We start from the raw sequence: 13,820 nt of genomic DNA, 5'->3' as shown, positions 1-13,820 counted from the left end.
GAGAAGCCAGATCATCGATGCCGACACTGTATCATCACCCCATGTCCTCCGCTTCACGGTTCGTTCGCCTTATCCTCTCGGAATATGGCTATCAGACGGAATTGTCCGAGGAACAGCCCTGGGAGAACCGGCGCGACTTCCTGGCCTTGAACCCGGCCGGGACGCTACCGGTCTATGTTGACGACAGTATGAGAGCGCTCTGTGGCGCCACGATCATCTCGGAATATCTCGACGAAACGAACGGAATCATGAAGCGGGATCGCCGGCTTCTGGCCGAGGACCCGTTCCAGCGGGCGGAAATCCGCCGCCTGGTCGAGTGGTTCCTGCACAAGATGGAAGCGGACGTGACGCGGCCGCTGGTGCGCGAGCGGATCTTCAAGCTGCAAATGACACCGGACCAGGGCGGCGGCGCGCCCGACAGCAAGGTCCTGCGCACCTCGCGCGCCAATATCCGCCAGCATATGAAGTATCTCTCCTGGCTCGCCGGTTCGCGCACCTGGCTTGCCGGCGACCGCATCTCCTATGCGGATCTCGCCGCGGCCGCGACGGTGTCCGTGCTCGACTATCTCGGCGAGATCGACTGGTCGGATGCCCCGACCGCCAAGGAGTGGTACCAGCGGCTGAAGTCCCGCCCCTCCTTCCGCCCGCTGCTTGCCGAGCGTGTGCGCGGCGTGACTCCGGTTCCGCACTATGCGGACCTCGACTTCTGAGGATGAATCCGTGCCCGGCATCGCTGCCAAGGCTGACAATGGGGATCGACGGCGGCTGAAGCTGACCGAATTCCTGAAAGCCGAGGCGGCAGACAAGGGCTTCGATCTCTGTCGCATCACCCGCCCTGACGCCATTCCCGAGGCGCCGGCTCGGCTCCAGGACTTCCTCGACGACGGCTTCCACGGCACGATGGACTGGCTGGCCGAGACTGCCGAGCGACGCTCCGATCCGCGCACGCTCTGGAGCGACGTGCGCTCGGTGGTGATGTTCGCGATGAATTACGGGCCGGAAGACGATCCGCGCGGGATTCTCGAAAAGACCGATCGCGGCGCGATCTCGGTCTATGCCCAGAACCGCGACTATCATGACATCATCAAGGGCAAGCTCAAGGAAGTCGCGACCCGCTTCGCCGCGCGCGCCGGCGAGGACGTCAAGGTCTTTGTCGACACCGCCCCGGTGATGGAGAAACCACTCTCGGAGAAGGCCGGCCTCGGCTGGCAGGGCAAGCACACCAATCTCGTCAGTCGCGAATTCGGCTCCTGGCTGTTTCTCGGCAGCTTGTTCACCACGGCGGACCTCGTCATCGACGAGCCGGAGCGCGACCATTGCGGCTCCTGCCGCGCCTGCCTCGATGCCTGCCCGACCGGCGCTTTTCCTGCGCCCTATCAGATCGACGCGCGGCGCTGCATTTCCTACCTGACCATCGAGCACAAGGGTCCAATCGACCCGGAGCTGCGCCCGTTGATGGGCAACCGCATCTATGGCTGCGACGACTGTCTCGCCGCCTGCCCCTGGAACAAGTTCGCGCAGGCAGCCTCCGAAATGAAGCTGAAGGCGCGCGAGGACCTGAAGGCGCCATCGCTGGAAGCTTTGCTCGGCCTCGACGACCCGGCCTTCCGCAGCCTGTTCTCGGGCTCGCCGGTCAAGCGCATCGGCCGCGACCGTTTCGTGCGCAACGTGCTGATCGCCGCCGGAAACTCCGGCGACCAGGCGCTCGTGCCTGCGGTCAGGGCGCGCATCGGCGATACCTCGCCCGTGGTGCGGGCGATGGCGGTCTGGGCGCTGTCACGATTGGTCGCGCCGGCGGCGCTTGCGGAATTTGCCGAACAATGCGAGCCAGAGACCGACGAAGACGTCCTCAACGAATGGCAAATGGCGGGAGTGAGCCGATGCAAGTCCTGATCCTTGGCGCCGGTTACTCCGGTATGGCAATCGCGCGGACCATGGCCCCGACGGCGACAAGCGTTGTCGGCACCACCCGCACCGAGGAGAAGGCAACGAAGCTTGAAAAGGCCGGCATCCGCCCGATCCTCTTCGACGGCGAAACGGTCTCCGGCGAACTCGCTGCTGCGCTTGGCCAGGCGACGCACCTGATCCAGTCGATCGCGCCCGGCCGCGACGGCGATCCAATGTTTCGCCCTTCCAGCCCGGATCTCGCGCAACTGGCGCCGAACCTCAAGTGGATCGGTTATCTCTCGACCGTCGGCGTCTATGGCGACCACGGCGGCGAATGGGTCACCGAGGACATGCTGCGCAAACCGGTCTCGGCCCGCTCGGTCGAGCGGGTGGAGGCGGAGGATGCCTGGATCGCCTTCGGCGCGAAGCAGAGCATTCCGGTTGCCGTGTTGAGGCTTGCCGGCATCTACGGCCCCGGACGCAACGCCTTCTGCAATCTCGCAAACGGCACGGCCCGGCGCCTGATCAAGCCTGGGCAGGTGTTCAACCGCATCCGGGTCGAAGATATCGGCGCGGCCACCCTGTTCCTCGCCAACAACGGCACGAGCGGCGTCTTCAACATCACCGACAACGAGCCGGCGCCACCACAGGACGTGGTGCTTGAGGCCGCGCGGCTGATGGGCGTCGAACCGCCGCCGGAAATTCCCTTCGAGCAGGCGGAGCTGTCACCGATGGCCCGCTCCTTCTATGGCGAGAACAAGCGGGTATCGAACGCCCGCATGCGCGCCACCGGTTTCGAGTTCGCGTATCCGGATTATCGCGTTTCGCTTGCGCAGCTCTGGCAATCCGGCACATGGCGCAACGCCTGAAACGCAACTCGGCGCTCAATCAATAACATAACCCGAAATGCTTATAGAAAGCCGATAGTCAGTCCATCAGTAATGGCGGCGGCAGCGCCGCCAGAATTGTGACTTTCTCTGGATATTCATTCGATACTTGACGAATTGAATACAACCTGTGCGCTAGTAACGAGTTTTCGACCATCCGGATTCCGGAAATTTCGTCCAATTCGAAATTTTTAATGAAATTTTTCGTTTACCACTGAGTTGCGCCTGCGTGCGGAAGGCTGTGAGCGTTCAACCGCTGATTCCAAAGAACTTCCTGGCTCCATTTAAACTATTTCAAACAATCTTCGTTTTTGAATTTTCGTCATTTTTTAATAAATCCTAATAGATCGTAAATGGTTGAAGCACGTTTTCGCCATTTTTCGCCCCAATTAGCGGTTCCCAGAAGATTTTTATTCAACCATTTGACCGAGGGGATCGCCAGTTGACGCCAGCGAAGATCAAGGCTGCTGCCGCTGCAGCGCTGTTCACGACCGCTATCGGTCTCGTTTCCGTTTCCGATAGCCATGCAGCCGGCGCCGGCTGCGGCGGCGCGTCCTGGTACGCGCTGAGCTCCAAGACCGCCTCCGGCGAGCGCATGAATGCCGCCCGCCTGACCGCCGCCCACCGCAGCCTGAAGTTCGGAACCAAGGTTCAGGTCACCAACAAGCGCAACGGCAAGAGCGTGATCGTTCGGATCAACGACCGTGGGCCATTCATTCGTGGCCGCGTGATCGACCTTTCCAAGGCTGCAGCCTCGCAGATCGGCATGATCCGCTCCGGCCACGCCAGCATCTGTTATCGCGTCATCAATTCCTGATTTTTGAAATACTGCCATCCGACCGATCGTCGGGTGGGTTTACTTGAGAAAGACCATTCTCGGCGGTTAATCTTCTCCGCCGTCTTGCTCTTCGATGCCATCGCCGTTACCACGGCGAAAAAGGAGTTGATCGAAGATGCGTTTGGGCGGCAGGCTCGCTGGAGCCATTGAGGTTCTTGAGGATATCGAAAAGCGGAAGCGCCCGGTCGCCGACGCGCTCAAGGATTGGGGCCTCTCCCATCGCTTCGCCGGATCCGGCGATCGCTCGGCGATCGGCAACATCGTCTACGACGCCCTTCGCATGAAACTCTCGCACGCCTTCCTGATGGACAGCGACAGCGCGTCGGCGCTCGGCCATGCCGTGATGTACCGGCAATGGGGCTTCACCCCGGAAGCGCTCGCTGCCGAACTCGACGGCGACAAATTTGCGCCTGAGATGCCGTCAGCCGAGATGGCGCAAGCCTTCGCCACGCGCCGCCTCGAAGACGCCGCAGCCCACATCCAGGGCGACATTCCCGAATGGGTCCAGGCCTCCTTCGAGGAAAACTTCTCCGACGATTGGCTCGATGAAGCGAAGGCCCTCGCCGGCCGGCCGACGCTCGACCTGCGTGCCAATACGCTGAAGGCCTCGCGCGCCAAGGTGCTGAAGGCGCTGGAGCGCAGCGGCGCCGAACCGGCGACGATCGCCCGCAACGGCATTCGCATTCCGGCCGGCGAAGGCGCCTCGCGCCTGCCGAACGTGACGGCGGAGCTTTCCTTTCAGAAGGGCTGGTTCGAAGTCCAGGACGAAGGCTCGCAGATCGTTGCCGATCTCGCCTTTCCGCAGGAAGGCGAACAGGTGCTCGACTATTGCGCCGGCGGTGGCGGCAAGACGCTCGCCATGTCGGCGGCGATGAACAACAAGGGCCAGGTGCACGCCTACGACACCGACCGCAAACGCCTCGCGCCGATCATCGAACGGCTGAAGCGCGCCGGCACCCGCAATGTCCAGGTGCATGAATCCACCGACAGCCTCGCGCCGCTCGCCGGCCGCTTCGACCGGGTGCTGGTCGATGCGCCCTGCACCGGCACCGGCACCTGGCGCCGCCGGCCCGACACGAAATGGCGCCTCAACCAGAAGAATCTTGAAGAGCGCATCTCCCAGCAGGAGGAAGCGCTGGCGAGCGCTGCCCAGTTCGTCCGCCCGGGCGGCCACCTCATCTATGTCACCTGCTCGGTACTGCCTGAGGAAAACGAGGCCCAGGTCTACGGCTTCTGCGAAGACAACCCGGAATTCGAGATCCTGTCGGCAGCCGACATCTGGGCGACGCTCTTTGGAACCGACAAGCCGCAACCCTGGTCGGCCGACATGAAGACGGTGACGCTGACGCCCGCCTCGACCGGCACGGACGGCTTCTTCTTCTGCCTGATGCAACGCAAGGGCTGATGCCCTTCGCATGCCGCCGAGGACCCGGCATCAGATTGAAAACGTTCTAAACTATACACTTTGACACAAGTTTGCTTTTGGTTCATGAGAGGCAGGCCCGGCCGGGGCCTTTTCTCATGGCCCGACGCCTGAACGATGCCGCGTTTGCGGGCTCGATCGGCTGCGCCGAAGGAAGCAACAGGAGAGGGTCATGACCAAGAAATTCATCCGCGGCGCCGCGCTGGCGTTCATGACGGCAACGTCGGCGCTGGCCCTGCAGCCGGCCCACGCCGCAACCGATGCCGCCGCCGTGGTGAAGCACTACACCGCCGTCGCCCATGCCAAGTTCGAAGATGCGCTGACGACGGCCGAGGCACTCGACAAGGCGGTCGACGCGCTGATCGCGACGCCGAGCGAAGAAACGCTGAAGGCCGCGCGCGACGCCTGGCGGAAGGCCCGCAACCCCTACCAGGAAACCGAAGTCTACCGCTTCGGCAACGCGATCGTCGACGAGTGGGAAGGCAAGGTCAACGCCTGGCCGCTGGACGAAGGCCTGATCGACTATGTCGACCCGAGCTACGGCAGCGAAAGCGACGAGAACGCGCTGTTCACCGCCAACGTCATCGCCAACAAGACGATCAAGATCGACGGCAAGGACGTCGATGCCAGCAACATCACGCCGGAATTCCTGGCGGGCACGCTGCAGGAAGCCGGCGGCATCGAGGCGAACGTCGCCACCGGCTACCACGCGATCGAATTCCTGCTCTGGGGCCAGGACCTGAACGGCACCAAGGCTGGCGCCGGAAACCGCCCCTATACCGACTACGACACCAAGGCCTGCACCGGTGGCAATTGCGACCGCCGCGCCGCCTATCTGAAGGCCGCGACCGAGCTCCTGGTTTCCGACCTCAAGGAAATGGTCGCCAACTGGACACCGGACGGTGCCGCAACCAAGGCCGTCGAGGCCGATCCGAAGGCTGGTCTCGTCGCCATCCTCACCGGCATGGGTTCACTCTCCTATGGCGAACTTGCCGGCGAGCGCATGAAGCTCGGCCTGCTGCTGCACGATCCGGAAGAAGAGCATGATTGCTTCTCCGACAACACGCACAACTCGCATCTGCACGACGCGATCGGCATCCAGTCGGCCTATACGGGCGAGTACATCCGCGTCGACGGCACCAAGATGACCGGCCCGTCGCTTTCGGAACTCGTTGCCGCCAAGGACGCAGCGCTCGACAAGGAAATGACCGGCAACCTTTCGACTACAGTCGAGAAGATGCAGGCGATGGCCAAGCGCGCGGAGACCACCGAGGCCTACGACCAGATGATCGGCGAAGGCAATGCCGAGGGCAACGCCACGGTGCAGGCAGCGATCGACGGCCTGATCGCCCAGGCAAAGACCGTTCAGCGCGTCATTGCGTCGCTGGATCTCGGCACGATCGAGCTTGAAGGTTCCGACAGCCTGGACAATCCTAACGCCGTCTTCCAATAAGCTGAAAAGGCGGGCCGCCCGAAACCGGTGCGGCCCGATCCTCTACCGATGAAACTTGGCGCTCCTCGCCTTTTCGCGCTTCTTTTTGCGCAGGCGCTCTTTCTCGCCTTGCCCGCCGCCGCGGGCGACGATCTTCCGACCAAACGTATCGACCTGAGCAACACCGACCGCGATCGCGTCGCAACGGTGACGCGACCGACTGCGGATTTTTCCAAGGCGGAAAGCTTCGAGGCCATGTCCGGCGGTGCTGCGACCTCGATCGCGCCCGTCAATGCCGACAGCTTCTCGCAGTTTTCGGCCAATCTCAGCTTCCAGGAAGAGGAAGGCTTCAAGCTCGGCAACGCGCTGTTTCGCAAGCTCTGGGTCTCCTCGCCCTCCTCGACCCAGGCATCCGACGGGCTCGGCCCGCTCTACAACGCCCGCGCCTGCCAGAGCTGCCACCTGAAGGACGGACGCGGACGCCCGCCGGAGGGCTCCACCGATACGACTTCGATGTTCTTCCGTCTGGCGCGCCCGCCGCGCGACGACAAAGAGCGCCGGTCGATCGAGGCGCATCAGGCCGTGAATTTCCCCGATCCGGTCTATGGCGCCCAGCTTCAGGATAGCGCCGTGCCGGGCCTTGCTGCCGAAGGCCATCTGAAGGTCAGTTACACCGAGCAACCCTTCACCTTCCCCGACGGCGAGACCGTTTCACTGCGCCGGCCGCGCTACTCGGTGACCGACCTTGCCTACGGACCGCTCGATCCGGCAACGACGCTCTCACCGCGCGTGGCCCAGCCGATGATCGGGCTCGGCCTCATCGAGGCGATCCAAGAGGCGGACATCCTCGCGCTTGCCGATCCTGACGACGCCGACGGCGACGGGATCAGCGGCCGCCCGGCGCTCAGACGTGACGCGAAGTCCGGCAGGCTGACCATCGGACGTTTCGGCTGGAAGGCGCAGAATGCCACCGTGCGGCAGCAGAGCGCCGATGCCTTTGCCACCGATATCGGCATCTCCTCCCCCGACGCCGACCGGCCGCATGGCGACTGCACAGCCGCCCAAGCGAAATGCCTCACCATGGCGACCGGTGTGCAGGAACGGCTTGGTCCGACCGAAGCGCCCGATCCGGTGCTTAACCTCGTGACCTTCTATTCGGAGAACCTTGCCGTTCCGGCGCGTCGCAAGGCGAGCTTTGCCGAAACACTTCGTGGCAAGAAGGTCTTCTACGACCTCGGCTGCACGAGCTGCCACACGCCGAAATTCGTCACCCGCCGGGATGCCGCAAACAAGGCGCAGTCCTTCCAGCTCATCTGGCCCTATTCCGATTTCCTGCTGCACGACATGGGCGAAGGTCTCGCGGACGGCCAGGAAGTGGGCGTCGCCACCGGCCGAGAATGGCGCACCCCGCCGCTTTGGGGCATCGGCTTGACGAAGACCGTCAGTGGGCACACTTTCCTGCTGCACGACGGACGCGCCCGCAATTTCACCGAAGCGATCCTCTGGCATGGCGGCGAAGGGCAGAAGGCCCGCGATGCTTTCGCCGCCCTTGCCGCAAGCGATCGCCGCGATCTCCTTGCCTTCCTGGAGTCACTCTGATGCCCTCTACGCATACGCTCACCCTCGCGTTCTCCCTGGCGCTGACGACCGCATTGCCCGCAATAGCTCAGGAGGGGAGCGCGCTCTCGCCGCGCGTCGTCAACGAGGCCGCCGTGCCCGCCGTCATGGCCAAGGCCGTCGACGACTTCATCATTCCCGGCTACCGCAACCTGTCGGAAAAGACCGCCGCTGCAAGGCAAGCGACGGCGAAGCTCTGCGAGGCGCCGTCGCAGCCGGCACTCAAGAACGCGCAGAGTGCGTTCTCCGACCTGGTCGCCGCCTGGTCGGCGATCGAGGTCGTGAGGCTTGGTCCGGCTCTCGAACAGAACCGCTTCGAACGCTTCCTCTTCTACCCCGATCGCAAGAGCACCGGGCTCAAGCAGGTGCAGGCGATCCTTTCGAAGGCGGACGAAAGCGCAACGGACGAAGCCAAGCTCAAGGGCAAGAGCGTCGCGGCGCAAGGGCTGGGCGCACTCGAATATGTTCTCTATGGCACCGGCGCCGAGGCGCTTTCGGGCAAGGAGGGTGACTTCCGCTGCCGCTATGGCCTGGCGATCACTGGGAACCTCGACACGATCGCCAACGAATTTTTGGCCGCCTGGCAGAAGCCGGAGGGAATCCAGGCCGCTTGGAAACACCCAGGCCCCGACAATCCCGAATTCCGCGACAATCGCGAGGCGACGACCGAACTGCTCGGCATTCTCGTCCATGGCGTCGAGACGGTGAAGGACCAGCGGCTGAAGCCGTTCTACGAAGGCAAGGACGACAAGGGGCATCCGAAACTTGCGATCTACTGGCGCTCCGGCAACACCATGGCCTCGATCGCCGGCAACGTGCGCGGGCTCAAGACGCTGTTCGATGTCGCTGACATGCAAAGCCTGCTGCCGGAAGACAGCCGCTCCGTGGCGGGTTCGGCCGACTTCGTCTTCAAGTCGGTGATCGGCATGGCCGGCAACATCGACGGGCCGATCGATGCCGCGCTCACTGACGACGACAAGCGCGCCAAGCTCGCCTTCCTGTCGCTCAACACCAACGACCTCCTCAACCGTCTGAACAAGGATTTCGGAGGCGCGATCGGGCTTGGCGCCGGCTTCTCCTTCGCCGACGGTGACTAGAGCATCCCGCTCGCAGGTGTAGGCACTGGAGCGGAAAAGATGCTCTCGCATCAAAGTGCTGGAGCGTCCTTAGTGCGTTCAATTGAACGCACGCGCTCCAGAGCGGGATGAGGAAAAGTGTGCGCGGTTTCCGCCCGCATCCCGCTCAAACTCAGAGTGTTGACAATCAAGGCTTTTAGGCGCAAAGCGCTTCCCGTGTCCGCTCTCGCGGGCACGTTTCACCACAAGGACCAACTCACAATGAACCCCGACAGTCGAAGTCGAGCCTTCACGCTCACGGCCGTCCGGTCCTGATTTGATCAGGGCTCCGTGGCGGTCGGATGACTCGCCCTATGGAGCCCTATATGCTGCGCATCTACAAAAGCCAGAACAGCCACCTCGTGCTCGTCGACATGCTTGACGGCATCGCATCGCCGACGCCCGCCATCTGGTTCGACCTCTTCAATCCGTCCGTTGAGGAAACGCGCCTCGTCGAGGGCCAGCTCGGCATCGAGATCCCGACCCGTGACGAGATGCAGGAAATCGAGCTTTCCGACCGCCTCTACCAGGAGGACGGCGCCGAGTTCATGACGATGACGGCCACCGCCAAGCTCGACAGCGACTATCCGGTCAAGGTGCCGGTGACCTTCATCCTCAAGGGCGCGACGCTGGTCACGGTACGCCATGCCGACCCCAAGCCGTTTCAGACCTTTTCCAACCGCATCCAGAAGGCCAACGGCCAGATCTGCGAGACCGGCGAACTGGTGATGCTCGGCCTGCTGGAAGCGATCATCGATCGCACGGCGGACGCGCTGGAGCGCGCCGGCAGCGAGGTCGACGCGATTTCGCGCGAAGTGTTCCGCAAGACGAATGCCAGCGCCACCAAGAAGACGCGCGACCTGCAGTCGCTGATCGAGCAGATCGGCCAGAAGGGCGACCTCCTGACGGTCATCCGCGAAAGCCTCGTCAGCATCGGTCGGCTCGTTGCCTATCACGTGGCGCTCGAAGGCATGGGGCCACGCAAGGCAGGAAAGGAAAGCCGGCAGCGGATCAAGCTGATCCAACGGGATGCAACTTCGCTTGGCGACCACGCGCTGTTCCTGTCGAACAAGATCAACTTCCTGCTCGACGCGACGCTCGGCCTCATCAATCTCGAGCAGAACCAGATCATCAAGATCTTCTCGGTCGCCGCCGTCGTCTTCCTGCCGCCGACGCTGGTCGCCTCGATCTATGGCATGAACTTCGGCGTGATGCCGGAGCTGCAGTGGGAGTTCGGCTATCCTGCGGCACTGATGCTGATGGTGATATCGGCGATCGTGCCCTATTTCTACTTCAAGCGCCGGGGCTGGCTCTGACCCCGCAACCTGCTATATCGCAGCCCTGAGCGGCACCTCCGTTCAGGGCTGCAGATTTCCACGACGAGCGAGGATGGCATGACAGCCGCCACGGGTCTGATCGACCGGCGCAGTTTCCTGAAAATGGCAGGCGCAGCCTGGGTGGCAAGCCTGGCGCTTGACCGGGCTTTCGCCCTAGGCAGAGCCGATGCCGTCTTCGCCTCGGCCTTCATGGCGCCGGATGGAAGCTATGGCGTTGCAACGCTGACGGAAGCCGGCGAGATCATCGACCGTACGACGCTTCCGGCGCGCGCGCATGGCATGGCCTATTCGCCCGTCAGCCATCGAGCGGTCGCCTTCGCCCGCCGGCCCGGCACCTATGCGATGATCCTTTCGACCGACGGCTCGGCGGAACCAGTGGTCATCGCTGCAGCAGAGGGCCGGCACTTTTACGGTCACGGCTGTTTCTCGGCGGATGGCAAGCTGCTCTATGCTACCGAGAACGACTTTGCCGGCAATCGCGGCATGGTCGGCATCTATGACGGCACCGACAACTTCGCCCGCATCGGCGAATTCCCGACCTATGGCATCGGTCCGCACGACATGACGCTCGCTGCCGACGGACGCCTGCTCGCGATCGCCAATGGCGGCATCGAAACCCACCCGGACTTCGGCCGCACCAAGCTCAATCTCGACCATATGGAGCCGAGCCTGACGCTGGTGGACACGAAAACCGGCGCGCTCGTACAGAGGCACGGTCTGCCTGCTGAACTCAGCCGTCTTTCGACGCGCCACGTCGACATCGGCCCGAAGGGCGAGATCTGGTTTGCCTGCCAGTACGAAGGCGCGCGCAACGACCTGCCGCCGTTGGTCGGATCCTTCTCCAAGGGCGAGGACCTGAAATTCCTGTCGCTGCCCGAACGCACGACGGAAGCGCTGGCGAACTATGTCGGCGCGATCGCCGTCAACCGGCACGAAGGGCTGATCGGCCTGACCTCACCGAAGGGCAACGTGGCCGTGACGCTCGATGCCCGCACCGGCGCTGTTTTGAAGGAAGAGCGCGTCGTCGATGCAGCAGGGGTCGCCACAGCCGACCACGGTTTTGCCGTTTCGTCCTATGACGGCCACTTCAAGGAGCGCCAAAGCCGGGTCGCCTGGGATCAGCACATCGTTCGTTTGGCATAGGCCGGAGACATGCCTCAGGCCGAAAAGCGGCCCGCGCCGGAGAGCTTTGCCAAGTCGTCCCAGCGATAGGCCATCTGGTCGTGGTTTTCACCGCCGAGGCTTACCTGACCCTGGCCGACGGCAACCGCACCCAGATGCTCATAGAACGCCCTGTTCGGATTGCTGGAAAGCACCCAGGCAAACAGGGACTTGCCGCCCAGTTCCCGGCAATGGGCGGCAACGCTGCGCACCAGTGCCGAGCCGATGCCGGCGCCTTGGAATTCCTTGAGGATATAGAGCGCGTAGAGCTCGCGATCGAAACGCGGCGGCATCGAGCGGGCTTTTCCATAATTGGCAAAACCGATCACCTTGTTCGTGCTCATGTCGACCGCGACCAGATGAAAGACATCGGCGACGCGCATGCGCCTTGCGTGGCGCAGCGCCTGCTCTTCGACGCTCATCCCATCGAGGAAGGCGTCGGAAATCAGTCCGCGGAACGTCGATCGCCAGCTTTCGACGATGACGGAGGCGATCATCATGATGTCATCCGGACCGGCCGGCCGGATGTCGATGCGTCTGAAGCTCTTCATGGCACATGATATAGGTGGCAGATCACGGCTTCAAAACGGCAGCCCCCATGGAAAGCCAGAAAGTCTGTTTTATCTGTCGAGGCCATGAACAGAACGATCGTGTGCGCAGTCCTATTCGCCACTGGTCTCGGTCTCGCGCCGCCATGCGATTGTGGCTGGCGCAGATGTTCCTCAACTTCCTCTGGTCGCCGCTGTTCTTCGGGATTGAGGACATCTCCTCGGGCCTGATCATCGCGCTATTGATTGCAGTCGCCGGTTTCGTCGTCGCAAGCCGGCGGCGGGATCGCGTTTCGGCCCTGCTGTTCCTGGTCCTATCTCGCCTGGGTTGCGTTTGCGACGACGCTCAACAGCTCGATTTTGCTCATGAATTGAACTTGTCGGACCTTCACGAGCGTGCCACTGTCCCGCAGGCATAATGATGCCACCCGACAAAAAAAGACCATGTGGACTGATGGACGACCGTGATCCCCCCGATTTCCGAAAGCGCATCCGTGAGAGTTTCGCGCGGCAGGCGGCAATGCGCACGGTCGGCGCCGAACTGACGCTCGTTGAACAGGGCACGGTCGAGATCGAACTGCCGTTCGACGACAAGCTGACGCAGCAGCATGGCTTCCTGCATGCGGGCGTGATCTCGGCGGCGCTGGATTCGGCCGGCACCTATGCCGCCTATTCGGTGATCGACCCGGATGCCTCGATCCTGACGATCGAGTTCAAGGTCAACCTGCTTTCGCCGGGGCGCGGCGAGCGTTTCCTGTTTCGCGGTGAAGTGACCAAACCCGGCTCGACGATCATCGTCTCCGACGGGCGCGGCTACGCGATCCGCGCCGATGGGCCGGCGAAGCTGATCGCCTCGATGACCGGGACGATGATGGTGGTACGCGGACGCCAGGGGATCGAAGGATGAGTTTTGCCGTCAAAACCGTTGCCGGACGCAGGGTTCTCTACGTCATGGCCGTGGATGCCGAATACGGGACGCACCTCAAGCAGCGGATCAAACCGCTGATGACCGGCGTCGGCCCGGTCGAGGCCGCCGTGGTGCTGACGCGAACGCTCGCGGAGCTCGCCGCGGAGCGAGCCCTGCCCGATCTGGTCGTTTCGCTCGGGTCCGCCGGTGCCGCCAGGCTGGAACAGACGGAGGTCTACCAGGCCGTTTCCGTCGGCTATCGCGACATGGATGCCTCGCCGCTCGGCTTCGAGAAGGGCGCAACGCCGTTTCTCGACCTGCCGGCCGCGGTGCCGCTGCCGCTCAGGATTCCCGGCGTGCCGGAGGCCCGGCTTTCGACCGGCGCCAACATCGTCTCGGGCGCGGCGTACGAGACGATCGACGCCGACATGGTGGAGATGGAGACCTTTGCGGTCCTGCGCGCCTGCCAGTCCTTCGGGGTTCCGCTAATTGCGCTTCGCGGCATTTCCGACGGCAAGGCCGAGCTCAAGCACGTCAGCGACTGGACGGAATATTTGCACGTCATCGACGAGAAGCTTGCAGCCGTGATCGACCGGTTGGAGAATGCGATCTCAAGCGGCGCGATCCGGCTCTAATGTGATCGTAAGTCAGAGCGGGATGCGGTCGGA

The 13,820-nt window shown here is 63.1% G+C and carries 14 protein-coding genes; 13 read left to right on the top strand and 1 reads right to left on the bottom strand.

What is annotated here, in order from left to right; all coding sequences use genetic code 11:
- The first annotated feature begins 17 nt into the window (after positions 1–17).
- The 10 genes from IB265_RS01255 (at position 18) to IB265_RS01210 (ending at position 11,679) form a co-directional block, all read left to right on the top strand.
- Positions 18–710 carry a glutathione S-transferase family protein gene (locus IB265_RS01255; protein ID WP_057247922.1) on the top strand — a complete coding sequence of 231 codons (693 nt, stop codon included), beginning with the start codon at positions 18–20 and terminating at the stop codon, positions 708–710.
- Positions 691–1,893: a tRNA epoxyqueuosine(34) reductase QueG gene (gene queG / locus IB265_RS01250; RefSeq protein ID WP_057247921.1), complete on the top strand. Its 1,203-nt coding sequence runs from the start codon at positions 691–693 to the stop codon at positions 1,891–1,893. Before IB265_RS01255 ends, queG begins: the two co-directional genes overlap by 20 nt.
- Positions 1,881–2,756 carry an SDR family oxidoreductase gene (locus IB265_RS01245; RefSeq protein WP_057247920.1) on the top strand — a complete coding sequence of 292 codons (876 nt, stop codon included), beginning with the start codon at positions 1,881–1,883 and terminating at the stop codon, positions 2,754–2,756. Before queG ends, IB265_RS01245 begins: the two co-directional genes overlap by 13 nt.
- 460 nt (positions 2,757–3,216) lie before the next feature.
- A complete protein-coding gene (locus IB265_RS01240; protein WP_057247919.1) occupies positions 3,217–3,591 on the top strand; it encodes a septal ring lytic transglycosylase RlpA family protein in 375 nt (124 codons plus the stop codon).
- A gap of 136 nt (positions 3,592–3,727) precedes the next feature.
- Positions 3,728–5,017 carry an RsmB/NOP family class I SAM-dependent RNA methyltransferase gene (locus IB265_RS01235; protein ID WP_057247918.1) on the top strand — a complete coding sequence of 430 codons (1,290 nt, stop codon included), beginning with the start codon at positions 3,728–3,730 and terminating at the stop codon, positions 5,015–5,017.
- 190 nt (positions 5,018–5,207) lie between these two features.
- Positions 5,208–6,488, top strand: a complete 1,281-nt coding sequence (locus tag IB265_RS01230; RefSeq protein WP_113479341.1) for an imelysin family protein — start codon at positions 5,208–5,210, stop codon at positions 6,486–6,488.
- Between the two features lie 48 nt (positions 6,489–6,536).
- Complete coding sequence (locus tag IB265_RS01225) at positions 6,537–8,066, top strand: di-heme oxidoredictase family protein (RefSeq protein ID WP_057247916.1); 1,530 nt, start codon at positions 6,537–6,539, stop codon at positions 8,064–8,066.
- Positions 8,066–9,181, top strand: coding sequence for an imelysin family protein (locus IB265_RS01220; RefSeq protein WP_057247915.1), 1,116 nt, complete (start codon positions 8,066–8,068; stop codon positions 9,179–9,181). Before IB265_RS01225 ends, IB265_RS01220 begins: the two co-directional genes overlap by 1 nt.
- A 344-nt stretch (positions 9,182–9,525) precedes the next feature.
- A complete protein-coding gene (locus IB265_RS01215) occupies positions 9,526–10,515 on the top strand; it encodes a magnesium transporter CorA family protein (RefSeq protein ID WP_057248240.1) in 990 nt (329 codons plus the stop codon).
- Between the two features lie 78 nt (positions 10,516–10,593).
- Positions 10,594–11,679: a DUF1513 domain-containing protein gene (locus IB265_RS01210; RefSeq protein ID WP_057247914.1), complete on the top strand. Its 1,086-nt coding sequence runs from the start codon at positions 10,594–10,596 to the stop codon at positions 11,677–11,679.
- 14 nt (positions 11,680–11,693) lie between these two features.
- Here IB265_RS01210 and IB265_RS01205 read toward each other — a convergent pair whose 3' ends face one another.
- Positions 11,694–12,248: a GNAT family N-acetyltransferase gene (locus IB265_RS01205; protein ID WP_057247913.1), complete on the bottom strand. Its 555-nt coding sequence runs from the start codon at positions 12,246–12,248 to the stop codon at positions 11,694–11,696.
- A gap of 47 nt (positions 12,249–12,295) precedes the next feature.
- Here IB265_RS01205 and IB265_RS01200 point away from each other — a divergent pair, with 47 nt between their 5' ends.
- The 3 genes from IB265_RS01200 to IB265_RS01190 are packed head-to-tail and all read left to right on the top strand — an operon-like array spanning position 12,296 to position 13,787.
- Positions 12,296–12,664 carry a TspO/MBR family protein gene (locus tag IB265_RS01200; protein WP_244495501.1) on the top strand — a complete coding sequence of 123 codons (369 nt, stop codon included), beginning with the start codon at positions 12,296–12,298 and terminating at the stop codon, positions 12,662–12,664.
- A 35-nt stretch (positions 12,665–12,699) separates the two neighbouring features.
- Positions 12,700–13,152: a PaaI family thioesterase gene (locus IB265_RS01195; RefSeq protein WP_057247911.1), complete on the top strand. Its 453-nt coding sequence runs from the start codon at positions 12,700–12,702 to the stop codon at positions 13,150–13,152.
- Positions 13,149–13,787, top strand: coding sequence for a 5'-methylthioadenosine/S-adenosylhomocysteine nucleosidase (locus tag IB265_RS01190; protein ID WP_057247910.1), 639 nt, complete (start codon positions 13,149–13,151; stop codon positions 13,785–13,787). Before IB265_RS01195 ends, IB265_RS01190 begins: the two co-directional genes overlap by 4 nt.
- The last annotated feature ends 33 nt before the right edge of the window (positions 13,788–13,820 follow it).

It is taken from the genome of Ensifer sp. ENS10 (genome assembly GCF_014852025.1).
Lineage (GTDB): Bacteria > Pseudomonadota > Alphaproteobacteria > Rhizobiales > Rhizobiaceae > Ensifer.
Note: the sequence above shows the minus strand (reverse complement) of the source record. Positions and strands in the feature narration are given on the sequence as shown.

Coding starts and splice junctions, on each gene's coding strand:
- IB265_RS01230 (WP_113479341.1), top strand. CDS start 5,208: ATGACCAAGAAATTCATCCGCGGCGCCGCGCTGGCGTTCATGACGGCA.
- IB265_RS01245 (WP_057247920.1), top strand. CDS start 1,881: ATGCAAGTCCTGATCCTTGGCGCCGGTTACTCCGGTATGGCAATCGCG.
- IB265_RS01205 (WP_057247913.1), bottom strand. CDS start 12,248: ATGAAGAGCTTCAGACGCATCGACATCCGGCCGGCCGGTCCGGATGAC.
- IB265_RS01220 (WP_057247915.1), top strand. CDS start 8,066: ATGCCCTCTACGCATACGCTCACCCTCGCGTTCTCCCTGGCGCTGACG.
- IB265_RS01190 (WP_057247910.1), top strand. CDS start 13,149: ATGAGTTTTGCCGTCAAAACCGTTGCCGGACGCAGGGTTCTCTACGTC.
- IB265_RS01200 (WP_244495501.1), top strand. CDS start 12,296: ATGGAAAGCCAGAAAGTCTGTTTTATCTGTCGAGGCCATGAACAGAAC.
- IB265_RS01215 (WP_057248240.1), top strand. CDS start 9,526: ATGCTGCGCATCTACAAAAGCCAGAACAGCCACCTCGTGCTCGTCGAC.
- IB265_RS01255 (WP_057247922.1), top strand. CDS start 18: ATGCCGACACTGTATCATCACCCCATGTCCTCCGCTTCACGGTTCGTT.
- IB265_RS01195 (WP_057247911.1), top strand. CDS start 12,700: ATGGACGACCGTGATCCCCCCGATTTCCGAAAGCGCATCCGTGAGAGT.
- IB265_RS01225 (WP_057247916.1), top strand. CDS start 6,537: ATGAAACTTGGCGCTCCTCGCCTTTTCGCGCTTCTTTTTGCGCAGGCG.
- IB265_RS01235 (WP_057247918.1), top strand. CDS start 3,728: ATGCGTTTGGGCGGCAGGCTCGCTGGAGCCATTGAGGTTCTTGAGGAT.
- IB265_RS01210 (WP_057247914.1), top strand. CDS start 10,594: ATGACAGCCGCCACGGGTCTGATCGACCGGCGCAGTTTCCTGAAAATG.
- queG (WP_057247921.1), top strand. CDS start 691: ATGCGGACCTCGACTTCTGAGGATGAATCCGTGCCCGGCATCGCTGCC.